11 protein-coding genes and 1 riboswitch are annotated in these 12,582 nt (G+C 37.9%); of the genes, 5 read left to right on the top strand and 6 right to left on the bottom strand.

The genetic code is table 11. The annotated features are described in order from the left end of the window. The first annotated feature begins 123 nt into the window (after positions 1 to 123). Positions 124 to 1,008 (top strand): LysR family transcriptional regulator, encoded by an 885-nt coding sequence (locus MNO09_RS03650; RefSeq protein ID WP_000421920.1) that lies wholly within the window; start codon positions 124 to 126, stop codon positions 1,006 to 1,008. 55 nt (positions 1,009 to 1,063) lie between these two features. On the opposite strand, the gene MNO09_RS03645 is transcribed toward MNO09_RS03650, so the two are convergent. Continuing rightward, positions 1,064 to 2,149: a hypothetical protein gene (locus MNO09_RS03645; RefSeq protein WP_001231679.1), complete on the bottom strand. Its 1,086-nt coding sequence runs from the start codon at positions 2,147 to 2,149 to the stop codon at positions 1,064 to 1,066. Between the two features lie 91 nt (positions 2,150 to 2,240). Continuing rightward, positions 2,241 to 2,390: a hypothetical protein gene (locus tag MNO09_RS03640; RefSeq protein ID WP_000283173.1), complete on the bottom strand. Its 150-nt coding sequence runs from the start codon at positions 2,388 to 2,390 to the stop codon at positions 2,241 to 2,243. Between the two features lie 254 nt (positions 2,391 to 2,644). Between MNO09_RS03640 and cydA the strand changes: the two genes are divergently transcribed. The 3 genes from cydA to MNO09_RS03625 all read left to right on the top strand — a co-directional run bounded on the left by cydA (position 2,645) and on the right by MNO09_RS03625 (position 6,729). Continuing rightward, complete coding sequence (gene cydA / locus MNO09_RS03635; RefSeq protein WP_000381969.1) at positions 2,645 to 4,000, top strand: cytochrome ubiquinol oxidase subunit I; 1,356 nt, start codon at positions 2,645 to 2,647, stop codon at positions 3,998 to 4,000. Then, positions 3,993 to 5,018 carry a cytochrome d ubiquinol oxidase subunit II gene (locus MNO09_RS03630; RefSeq protein WP_000544166.1) on the top strand — a complete coding sequence of 342 codons (1,026 nt, stop codon included), beginning with the start codon at positions 3,993 to 3,995 and terminating at the stop codon, positions 5,016 to 5,018. The genes cydA and MNO09_RS03630 overlap by 8 nt, the downstream gene beginning before the upstream one ends. Positions 5,019 to 5,370: 352 nt before the next feature. Beyond that, entirely contained in the window at positions 5,371 to 6,729 is a 1,359-nt protein-coding gene (locus tag MNO09_RS03625) for an arsenic transporter (RefSeq protein WP_000021148.1), read from the top strand. A 101-nt stretch (positions 6,730 to 6,830) separates the two neighbouring features. Here the strand turns inward: MNO09_RS03625 and thiC are convergent, their stop codons facing one another. Both thiC and lldP read right to left on the bottom strand, forming a co-directional pair. Further along, positions 6,831 to 8,591: a phosphomethylpyrimidine synthase ThiC gene (gene thiC, locus MNO09_RS03620; protein WP_000814489.1), complete on the bottom strand. Its 1,761-nt coding sequence runs from the start codon at positions 8,589 to 8,591 to the stop codon at positions 6,831 to 6,833. 112 nt (positions 8,592 to 8,703) lie between these two features. Then, a riboswitch (TPP riboswitch) is annotated at positions 8,704 to 8,819 on the bottom strand. 71 nt (positions 8,820 to 8,890) lie between these two features. After that, on the bottom strand, positions 8,891 to 10,546 hold the full coding sequence (lldP, locus tag MNO09_RS03615; RefSeq protein ID WP_001099330.1) for an L-lactate permease: 1,656 nt from the start codon (positions 10,544 to 10,546) through the stop codon (positions 8,891 to 8,893). A gap of 297 nt (positions 10,547 to 10,843) precedes the next feature. Here lldP and MNO09_RS03610 point away from each other — a divergent pair, with 297 nt between their 5' ends. After that, positions 10,844 to 11,161, top strand: a complete 318-nt coding sequence (locus MNO09_RS03610; protein WP_001014112.1) for a magnetosome magnetite crystal formation protein family — start codon at positions 10,844 to 10,846, stop codon at positions 11,159 to 11,161. Positions 11,162 to 11,278: 117 nt separating this feature from the next. Here MNO09_RS03610 and MNO09_RS03605 read toward each other — a convergent pair whose 3' ends face one another. Beyond that, the gene (locus MNO09_RS03605) at positions 11,279 to 11,770 is read right to left on the bottom strand and encodes a metal-binding protein (RefSeq protein WP_241950089.1); all 492 of its coding nucleotides are present in this window, start codon (positions 11,768 to 11,770) and stop codon (positions 11,279 to 11,281) included. A 50-nt stretch (positions 11,771 to 11,820) separates the two neighbouring features. Then, a complete protein-coding gene (locus MNO09_RS03600; RefSeq protein ID WP_088107479.1) occupies positions 11,821 to 12,186 on the bottom strand; it encodes a YkvA family protein in 366 nt (121 codons plus the stop codon). Between the last annotated feature and the right edge of the window lie 396 nt (positions 12,187 to 12,582).

Genomic DNA, 12,582 nt, shown 5'->3' with positions numbered 1-12,582 from the left:
TTCTCCTAATTTAACACCATTAGAATGGTTTAACAGATTTACTATACACGTCACTTTTCATACTGTATAATACATCTTTAATTATCAATTCATTCCTTCTGGTCTATAGAAAGGAGATTCAAAATGGAACTTCTTCAATTAAAATACTTTCAGACAGTTGCACGATTAGAGCATATGACAAAAGCTGCTGAAGAATTGCATATCGCGCAACCTTCGCTCAGCAAAACAATCGCTAGATTAGAAAAGGACTTAGGCGTCCCTTTATTTGATCGCCAAGGTCGACAGATCACATTAAACTCTTTTGGGAAAGTATTTTTAAAACGAGTAGAGCGTATTTTTCATGAATTAAGTGAAGGCGAACGAGAAATTAAAGACTTAGCTGAATTACAACAACGCTCTATTACACTGGCAGTTTCTATCCCGAGAATATTACCAGAACTACTCGGTTCTTTTTTACTAGAACATCCTAACGTTCGATTCCAACAGTTTCTCGCATCTACTCCTTCTATGAAACGACAACTAGATAATATAGAAATCGACTTTTGCATTTCTTCTGTGCCAATTGAAGGCGAGGAAATTATGTGGGAACCACTTATTACAGAAGAAATTTTCTTAGTCGTCCCTTCAGGTCATCGTTTATCAGGACGTGAAAGTATCTATCTGCATGAAGTAAAAGACGAACCGTTTATTAGTATGAATACTGGTTACGGATTTCGGCACTTAACGGATGAATTTTGTAAAGAAGCTGGCTTCACTCCACATATCGCTTTTGAAGTAGATGAACCAACCGTGATTAGCGACCTTATTAAGCAAGGTCTCGGCATCGCCTTTGTCCCAAGTTTAACTTTATTAAAAAACTCTACTTTAGCATTAAATAAGTTACGTATTATTGAACCCAATTGCGAGCGAACTATCGGATTAAGTTGGTCGAAGAAACGCTACTTATCAAAAACCGCTCAGCAATTCCGTAAATTCGTAATTGACTACTTCTCCAATATTAGAACGTAAAATTATATCGACTTAGTAAAAAATAAAAGGTACCACCTCCAGAGGATGGCACCTTCTATTTCTTACTCTTCTCCAATTCCATTTCCGCTAAAAGCGGCAATACGTTATCGAAAATATGCGTATTATTATTTTCACCTGTTACGTATCCACCGTAATATCTACTAAATATATTGTCATTTCGGAATGTGGCCATATGATCATATAATTCCTTTGCAAACTTTGTATCACCTGTTTGTAGTACGTACAAAATCGTTAGTCCGTACGCGGCTGGCGATTCATAATTCACAGTTTGTTTTCCCGTTTCTAAATTGTAACGACCGTATAGTTTTCCATCCTCCTGGAACTTCTTCTTGATAAATTCCAAATAAGCATCTGATGAAAGGCCACCTAAACTTCGATGATATGCAACGTATGATTGGTCAATAAGATTTACTTCTTTAGCGTACGTAAATGTACCATCTTCTTTATACTCTTTTGGGAATGCCCAACCATGCCTTGGATAATTCGCTAAAAATTGAACGACTTCCTGATATTGCTGAGCAGAAACTTTGCCGTATTTTTTCATATACGAGAATGCGTGTGGATTTATGTATGATGTAGTTGCAAAACTATTTTGTTTACCTGCATCTGCATCATAATAATCAACGTAATAATTATCTTTCTTATTATAACGAATTACAGCGTCACTCAATTGATCTGCCAAGTTTTTATAACGCTCTTCCTTATACATTTCATAAGCACGATATAATTGTTCTATAATACGAAGATCGTCTATAAGTGCATTTGTAGCTGACTGCATTTCTCCCTTTTCAGAGATTTTCCATATAACAATATGATCCTTATGTACAAAGCTATTTTGAATAACCTTAACTTGTTCATCGAATAACGCTTGATCGTCTTTATCCAATGTATATTGTAGCCATAGTCCTGCTGATTCCGATAAAGCTTCACGGCCTTTCGCTTCACCCGTACCTGCCTTTGTATCCGCTAAACGATATGTGGCAAGCGCCCCATTTTCATTCACCATATGTCTTAAAATAAAATGTTCTGTACGGTTTCCTTGTATAGCTGACCAAAATACAATGCCACCTAAAGCGATTAAGAGAATAACTCCAATCCCTATATATAAACGTTTCCGCAATCTTTTCACCTCCCTAATAAGGCTAGCCTTAATTTTACCAGAACATACGTAAAATTAAAAAAGACAATCTATTAGATTGTCTCCCGTGCCTCTATCCCTCACAAGCCTCTTTAGAAGGTCTATATAGCGATGCCACAAGTCGATCATATTCACGACGCGTAATCTCTTTATTATACAGCTTCAATAATAAATCTCTATGCTCTTTTGAAAATGCCATCTTTTTAATGACTTCAGGATACATAAAACATCCTCTCCATTTCACATAAACTTCTTCACCTCGAAAAGCAGAACTTATGTTCGCATAAAAGATTATAAAATATTCCTTACTAAAAAACAAACAAAATATTATTAAAAATTAACTTCTTTCTATTTAGAATATTCAAACATTATATTACCATATCCACTTTTTAAATACATATATATTTTTGGTAGTTTTTTTGAATAAATCTTCCAATTCAATCAGAAAATAATGGCAAAAAGAAGAGGAGTTTACATATGGATACGGTAACATTAGCAAGAGCATTTTTTGGTTCTTCATTAGCATTCCACATTATCTTTGCAACACTTGGTGTCGGACTTTCATTAATGATTTTTATAAGTGAAATACTCTATCACTGGAAGAAAGATTCCGATTACGCCATTATGGCGAAAAGATGGACGAAGGCTTTTGCCATCCTTCTCGGTGTAGCAATTCCAACTGGAACAATTGTTGGTGTGCAAATCTCACTTCTTTGGCCTGGTTTTGCCAAAATTGTTGGGCAGGTTATTTCTGTTCCCTTTCAAATTGAGATTTTCGCCTTCTTTTTAGAGGCGTTATTCATGTCTATTTATGTATATGCAGCTGACAAACTACCTCCATTCATGAGATTAATCTCGCTATTCTTTGTCATGATTGGTGCCACGGCATCTGCCGTGCTTATTACATCAGCAAATACATGGATGAATACACCCGCAGGCTTTTCAATGGGGCCAGATGGATCAGTTTTTAACGTTGATCCATGGAAAGCTTTCTTTAATCCGAGTTTTGGCACAAGCGCATTCCACGTTGTGATTACAGCCTATACAACTGGAGCGGCCGTCATTGCCTCTATCGCTGGATTTAAATTATTAAAGAAGAATTTAAGTAAACGTGAAATTGCTTATCATAAAAAAGGACTACTGTTAGGACTCGTCGTGACATTTATTACAGGTGCTACGATGTGGCTTTCGGGACACGAATCGGCGATTGCCTTACATAAGCATTCCCCTGAAAAACTTGCATCTGCCGAAGCTTTATTTGAAACGACATCACATGCACCGTTATCAATTGGCGGAGTTGTAGATCCTAACACACTTGAACTAAACTATGCACTAGAAATTCCGAACATGCTTAGCCTACTAGTGGGACTCGATCCTAACACCGTCGTAAAAGGACTAAAGGAATTTCCACAAGAAACGTGGCCACCATTTTACACACATACACTATTCAACTTAATGGTCGGCACCGCTGCCTTTACTTTTGCAGTTGCAGCAATCGCCCTCTTATATTGGTACTTTGTTTACCGAAAAAAAGGTGCAGAATTACCGAAGTGGCTTCTTTGGGGAGCTGCCGCATGTGGACCAATTATGATGCTCGGTATTGAATTCGGGTGGATTTTCAGCTGTAGTGGTCGTCAACCGTGGACCATTTATGGTATGCAACGGACAGTCGACGCTTCTACACGCGCTGATTTTGTCGGTCCTTTATTTATTCTATTCATCATTTTATATATTGGACTCGGCATTTTAACAGTTTTTGTACTACGGACATTCTTTAAGAAACATCCGCTTACAAATGATTTACATCACGAAGGAGGCGATTCTCGTGCATGAGGAAAGTATTGCAATCATCATCTTATGGGCTCTTATTTTCGTATATAGTATATTAGGGTCCATCGATTTTGGAGCAGGTTTTTGGGGCATGGTATACGCAAAACATCCAACGCTCGCTGCCAAGCTTGCCAATCGATACTTATCACCAACTTGGGAAGTAACAAATACATTTCTCGTCTTTGTCGTTGTCGCTTTTCTCGGTTTCTTTCCGAAAGCTGCTTTCACCCTTGCGACAGTGATGTTCGTGCCAGTTATGTTAATTTTAATACTCATTGCAATTCGCAGTACATTCATGGTATTTGCTTACTCTCTGCCAAAGTATCAATTCCTCCTTCGGGTGATTTCAGGTATTACTGGGCTCTTAATTCCAGCCTTATTAATTACCGTTTTACCCGTTACAGAGGGGGCTTATATTACAATGTCTGAAGGAAAAGAAGTACTCCTGTATGGAAAACTTCTTTCTAGCCCGGTTATCTACTGCTATATGCTCTTTGGGCTAACTTCGGAACTATTTCTCTCCTCTCTCTTTCTTGCTGATTTTGCGAGAGAGCAAGGTTCAGAAGATTCGTATAGAATTTATAGAAGAAACGCCATCATCCTTGGTCCTGCAACACTCGTTACAGCAATTATCGCCCTCGTTGTAATGGATCCGGAAACACACTGGCTTATGCAAGGACTAATAAAGCAATTCCCATGGTTTACAGTTTCTATCGTTTTATTCGTTATCGGATACTCTTCTCTTTGGTGGACAAACAAGAAGTATGGCACACTAGGATACCCTCGCATCGCCGTTTTAGCAGTCGTCGCTCAATATGCATTTGCAAGTTACGCTTACGGTGTCGCGCATTTACCTTATATTATTTATCCTGATGTAACTGTATTTACAAGTTTTACAACGACAGAAACATTCTATGCATTGCTTATCCTATACGCAATTGGAATCGCAATTTTACTACCAGGATTTATTTTCTTCTGGAATTTATTCTTGAAGGATCGAACTTTTTTGAAGGAAAAATAATATATTCGGGGGAGTCTGTTCCAAAAGGCATTTTGGAACGGACTCCTTTTTTCATGTTTTGTCGATAAGTTGATATATTTCAATAATCGTTGATATATTTTGAGTTGCGTTGATATATTTCAATAATTGCTGATAAAAATTTCATTTACTATCTTACTGCTCAAGCAATTTATAGACTCCTCTCACAATAGTTATTTCACTATTAGTGACACTTGTCCTTTAGCTTAAAAAACACATATTCGCTTTATTCCATTATATGTCTAGTTCTTCTTATTTTTTGCTGAATATACTATCAATACAAACTTGAGACAAGCTACATTTGTTCAAAGGAAAATAGAAAGGTAGGCAAAATATGAGCATTGAAATATGGATTACTATTATTGTATTCTTCTTAACAATGATTGTTGTCTTTTGGCGACCTCGTGGCTTAAATGAGGCGTGGCCGGCAGCAATTGGTGCTGGCATTATCCTGATTACTGGACTTGTATCAAAGCCAGACGTCATAGACATTATTAGTAAAATTGGCGGTGCCTCCATAACAATATTAGCGACCATCGTTATGGCGGTTATATTAGAAAGCTTCGGCTTCTTCCACTGGTCCGCAGCAAAACTTGCAAACTTAGCAAAGGGCTCCGGTCGCCGTTTATACTGGTATATTCAATTATTATGTTTTCTTATGACTCTTTTATTTAATAACGACGGTAGTATTTTAATTACAACTCCAATCCTAATTTTACTACTGAGAAACCTTAAATTAAAACCTCATCAACAAATCCCTTATTTATTAAGTGGTGCTTTAATCGCCACTGCCTCTAGTGCCCCCATTGGTGTAAGTAATATCGTAAACTTAATCGCATTAAATATTGTGAATATGACTCTTTATATGCATACTGCTATGATGTTTGTACCTGCAACATTAGGATTATTATTTATGTCATGGCTTATGTACACAGTTTTAAAGAAAAAACTACCAGAGAAATTACCTGTTTCTTCATATGATATCGAAGAAATGTTCTTCACGAAAAACTTCCATCCGTTAAAAGGAAAAAATTCTGTTGATACGAAACAAAAACGTACAAAATTCATGCTAAAAGTATTAGGCTTCGTCTTCCTTATGCGCTGTCTACTTTTCGTTGCATCCTTCTTATCCATCCCAATCGAAATTGTTGCTGTACTCGGTTCACTCGTTCTTCTCATCTGGAGATGGTACTACTTACGAACAAACCCAGTCGATATTTTGAAAAAAACACCGTGGCACATTTTAATTTTCGCTTTCTCTATGTATGTAATTATTTACGGGCTTCACAACGCAGGATTAACAGCAGCACTTGTAAATTGGCTTGAGCCAGTTGTAAGTCAGCATCTACTCTATGCCAGCTTTGCAATGGGCGGACTCGTTTCTCTCCTCTCTAACGTCTTCAATAACCATCCTGCACTTATGATTGGTACAATCACATTAACAGAAATGGGACTAGACCCAGTCACATTAAAAACTATCTACCTGGCAAACATTATTGGCAGTGACATCGGTTCACTATTATTACCAATTGGTACGTTAGCTTCCCTCATTTGGATGTATATCCTGAAACAAAACAAAATTAAAGTAAAATGGAAAGACTATTTAAGTGTATCCCTTATCGTTATTCCTCTCACAACAGTCGTCACATTATTCCTCTTATACTACTGGGTACACCTCTTCTTCGCCCTATAAACAACAGAAGCCCCCTTTGCTACCGTCTTAGTAAAGGGGGCTTCTTCTATATTTAAGTTAGGTACTACAGTGTGATCAATCAAGTAAAGAGGTGTAACGTATTATTGGTATAAATGACTACCAGTGTCTTTAAATTCTCTCGCTTTCTCTTTCATCCCTTTTTCAATTGCTTCTTTCGTTTCTAAATCATTGTCTTTCGCATATTCACGAATATCATGTGAAATTCTCATACTACAAAACTTCGGTCCACACATTGAACAGAAATGAGCCGTTTTCGCACCTTCTGCTGGCAGTGTTTCATCGTGATATTCCATCGCACGTTCAGGGTCTAAAGATAAATTAAATTGATCGCGCCAACGGAATTCAAAGCGAGCTTTTGAAAGTGCATCATCACGCTGATGAGCCGTTTTGTGCCCTTTCGCAAGATCAGCTGCATGTGCAGCGATTTTGTACGTAATAACCCCCGTGCGAACATCATCTTTATTCGGTAAACCTAAATGTTCTTTCGGCGTTACATAACAAAGCATCGCCGTTCCAAACCAGCCAATCATCGCCGCTCCAATTGCCGATGTAATATGGTCATAACCTGGTGCAATATCTGTTGTTAACGGCCCAAGTGTATAGAACGGCGCGCCCTGACAAATATCAAGCTCTTTCTCCATATTCTCTTTAATTAAATGCATCGGTACATGCCCAGGTCCTTCAATCATCACTTGCACATCATGTTTCCAAGCAATCTTCGTTAATTCACCAAGTGTTTCAAGCTCAGAAAACTGTGCTTCGTCATTTGCATCTGCAATCGAACCTGGACGTAATCCATCTCCAAGAGAGAACGAAACATCATACTGCTTCATAATTTCACATATCTCTTCAAAATGAGTGTATAAGAAGTTTTCTTTATGATGGAATAAACACCACTGTGCCATAATTGAACCACCACGTGAAACGATACCTGTCGTACGCTTTGCAGTAATCGGAATGTAACGAAGTAATACGCCCGCGTGAATCGTAAAGTAATCAACACCTTGCTCAGCTTGCTCAATTAACGTATCACGATACACTTCCCACGTTAAATCTTCTGCAATTCCGTTTACTTTTTCCAGCGCTTGATAGATCGGTACAGTCCCAACTGGTACAGGCGCGTTACGAATAATCCACTCACGCGTCGTATGAATATTTTTACCTGTAGATAAATCCATAATCGTATCTGCGCCCCAGCGCGTTGCCCACGTCATCTTCTCTACTTCTTCTGCAATAGAAGAAGATACAGCAGAGTTTCCGATATTTGCATTGACCTTTACGTGAAAGTTACGGCCGATAATCATCGGTTCTGCTTCCGGATGGTTAATATTCGCTGGTAAAATGGCACGACCTTCCGCGATTTCCTTACGAACAAACTCAGGCTCTACTCCTTCACGAATCGCAACATATTCCATCTCAGACGTAATGATACCATTACGTGCATAATGCATTTGCGTAACATTTGCACCATGCCTTGCTCTAAGCGGCTGGCGATCCATTTGCGGGAAAACAGGCGTATGTTTCGAAGCCACTTTCACACCGTCATCCTCTGGTTTTACTTCGCGCCCTTCGTATGCTTCTACATCTCCGCGCTCCAGGATCCAAGAGTGGCGCGGCGCCTGCAACCCCTTTTCCAGTTCCACTTTATACGCAGGATCTGTATAAGGACCGCTCGTATCATATACACGAATTGGCGGATTCGGAATACCGTTCGTTTCGCTTTGTTCAATCTCGCGCATCGGCACTTTCATACCCGTGCGTGGTCCATCCACATACACTTTCTTACTTCCTGGTAAACTCGATTTCAATTCAATTTGCTCAGCTGAAACAGACTGTTTCATAACCTTTGTTGCCCCCCTGTACGTGACAAGGACGAGATATGGCCAGCGTATGCCAAAATAAAAAGAGCCAGGTCCATAAAAAAATAAGGACCTGGCTCATAAAGACATCATTATGTAAAGCCGTTAACTTCCCTACGCTGGTACGAGCCAGATCAGGTCCAAAGGGTTAAGAAGTTCACACGCTTCTCTCTCAGCCTACGCATACGTTAGGCACCCCTAGTTTATCACTGATTTAATTTTCAATACTTTCTCATCATACACGATAATCTGAAAAATGCAAAGTTTATTTCTTTTGTTATTTATGGAATCATCCACGTTAAATAATATGCCTGTACATACGTCATAATACCAACAATAATTACGAAGAATAAACTATGCTTCACTGTAAATCGGAATAAATCTGATTCTTTTCCAGCAAGTCCAACTGCCGCACAAGCAATCGCAATCGATTGCGGAGAAATCATCTTTCCTGTTACACCGCCCGTTGTATTTGCTGCAACGAGAAGTACTTCAGATACACCGACTTGCTGCGCTGTAATCGCTTGTAAATTCGAGAACAGTGCATTCGCTGACGTATCGGATCCTGTTAAAAATACACCGATCCAGCCTAGGAATGGTGAGAAGAACGGGAATAGTCCGCCAGTTCCTGCAAGTGCTAATGCTAATGTAGAAGATAGACCAGAATAGTTTGCGATAAACGCGAATCCTAATACGAATCCGATAGATAGAATTGGCATCTTAAGTTCATGTAACGTTTCTTTAAATGTTACTACTGCATCTTTTGCACTCATTTTCAAAATAAAGATAGAAATGATACAAGCAATTAAAATTGCTGTTCCCGTCGCTGATAAAATATCTAATTTCAAGATTGCTTCATAAGGCGTCGGTTTATTTACAATTGGTTCTGCTTTCATTACTAAATTGTGTAAGCCTGGAACATCAAACTTAAACACAAGGCTTTCCAAAGCACCGCCTGGAGCAAATAACGCTTTAAAGAAACTTTGGCTCCAAATGACTACCATCACAGTTAAAATAATGAATGGAGACCATGCTTTTACTACTTTTCCTACCGTTAGTTTCGGCATAGATATCGCCGTTGCTGCTACTTCACTATTTGCTTCTTTAGACTGATAGATTTCTTTCGGCTGCCAAACTTTTAAGAATAGCGATAAACTCACTAAACTTACAAGTGCTGACGTAATATCCGGAAGTTCTGGTCCTAAGAACGTCGCTGTAATGAACTGCGTAATTGCAAATGAGCTACCTGCTACAAATAGAGCCGGCCATGTTTGTCTTACCCCTTTAAATCCATCCATTAAAAATACGATAAAGAACGGAACAAATAATGATAAGAACGGTAATTGATGCCCAGCCATTTGTCCAATTTTATGCGGATCAATACCTGTTACTTGTCCAGCAACTGTAATCGGAATTCCCATCGCTCCGAACGCTACTGGTGCCGTATTTGCGATTAAACAAAGACCCGCTGCATATAAAGGATTTAACCCAAGACCTGCAAGAAGCGCTGCGGTAATCGCTACTGGTGCACCAAATCCTGCTGCCCCTTCCAAAAATGCTCCGAATGAAAAACCGATTAAAATAACGAGTAAACGATGGTCATTTGTAATGGATAATACAGATGCACGAATCACATCGAATTGACCTGTTTTCACAGATATTTTATATAAAAATACCGACATAATGATAATCCAAGCAATTGGCCATAGTCCGTATAAAAAACCATATCCCGTCACTGCCATCGCCATCGTAAACGGCATCTTATAAGCGAATAACGCAACTAAAATTGTAAGTACAACTGTAATAAATCCTGCCACATACCCCTTCATGCGGAAAACTGCTAAAGCTAAGAAAAAAAAGATAATCGGAATAAGTGCGACCGCTGCCGAAATCCAAATGTTTCCGAACGGATCATAAACTTGTGTCCATGTGTTCATTGTTCTCTCCCCCTAAAGAATCCCCTTTTAAATAGAATAACCTCATCAATAGACTATCAGGTCATCATACCTTTAAGTCTAAAAAGAAAAAAAACGTTTAGGAAAACGTTTTCAAAACTTTCATTTATACTGTACCATAACAATTTCTATTAAAAAAGATTTTTTTGAAAATTTTATTATTTAATATAAAAATCTTACAAAAACGTCATGTTCTTGTAATGTTTATCGATAGGAAGCTCACTAAATCTCCTGCATAATAAAGGTATAACAACGAACATTATTTATGAGGTGATATATATGAACGGAAACAAAATATTAGCAGCTTTATCATACTTTAGTGTATTATTTGCCCCTATCTTATTCCCTATTATCGTGTGGATTGTGGGCGATTCTGAAACAAAACCACATGCAAAACGTGCTCTATGGACACATATTATCCCAAGTATTGCTACATTCATTGGTGTGATGATTTTAGGAATTATGGGTCTTGGATCTGAACAACCAGACGTAACATTCGGAATTGGATCCATCATCGTTTTATGTATTTGCAGCATCATTAGCTTATACTATTTCATTTGGAACATCGTAAAAGGTATTAAGGTACTGAAAGCTTAATTTTAAACAAACGTTTGATTAAAGCAGCACGCATAATGGCAAATGAAATTTCATCGGCGATACGATAACCTTTTAATAAGAAAAAACCGTCCCAAAATACCTTTTGGGACGGTTTTTTTATCTTCTGCGCTTCTTCTTTTTTCTCATCATTTTCTTGCGGCGCGTATTCACTTTATCCGCTATAATGTGAAGCGTGCTTGCCACAACAATTCCCATTATGAACGTTACAATTTCAACCTCATGTTCCTTCGCAATTTCTATTAAATTCCCGTCAAACGCAATTATATTTAATAGGAATAAAAACGGAGAAAATACAATTAACATGTATGCAATACGAATCACATCACCAAGTATAATTGTATGTGTAAAGAAGGAGCGATGCGGCATGACCTTCTTATACGGATACCAAAATATACGTAGGAACCCCCATTTATTATACGCATTACTATATGTATCTAAATCAGGCGTTAAAAATGAAGTACCTACTAAAAAGCCAATTGCAAAAGTTAATAAAAAATCCAAGTTTGTTAATCCATACGAAAAGAGCATAAACAAAACAACCGGAAGGGATATTAAGTTTATTGTCGTATGCGTTCTTCCTGATGGCATAATGCACTTCCTCGCTTACGTTCGCCCCGTCACCATATGACAGTTCTCACCTATTGATCTAATTTCTGATCGATAAAGGATGTGTCTATATCCGAACCAAACCATTCTGCCAACTTCACTCGTGCCTTATCTTTCACCTCTTCATTGACGTATAACGACGCTTGTAATAGAGCAGCCATTAACGCCCCTAAATCATCTGTATAACCAACTCCAGCAATGAAATCTGGGATGGCATCAATTGGTGCAATAAAATAAGCAAGTGCTCCAATCACAATAATTTTCACTCGCTTTGGAACATCAGGTCTTTGCAAAACATAAAACAATAATAAACTTACATAAATGACCGACTGTCCTGCTTGCTTTGCAACATGTTTTGCTTTCTTCCAAAACGCTTCAACTGAAAATTTTTGTTCCATGTAAAAGCCTCCCTATTTTTTTAAAGAAATAAGCTACAATATGTTATCAGTAAAAGTTCATCAAAATTACACATAATCTATCAATGAACTTTCATTGTAACAAACAAACTAAAAAAGAACAAGTGTTCGTTAATTTTTACATACTTCCCTTCATATAATAGGTTTCTAGATAGCCGCTTACCCATTGTCATTTCTTATTTCTCAACACAGAAAATTTTCACTTTCACTTAACATTCTGCTCTACCTTTGTTATATTTTCTAGTTGACGGACGTATAAACGAATGTTAAAGTTTTCTCTGGTAGTGACAAATCTTATACAAAAAATGTAAAATGTTATAGTGTTTCTCAGAAATGAATTTTGTTGTATAATACAGAAATGACGTTATGCTTATGAGC

The organism is Bacillus sp. N5-665 (assembly GCF_022637375.2).
Lineage (GTDB): Bacteria > Bacillota > Bacilli > Bacillales > Bacillaceae_G > Bacillus_A > Bacillus_A wiedmannii.
Note: the sequence above shows the minus strand (reverse complement) of the source record. Positions and strands in the feature narration are given on the sequence as shown.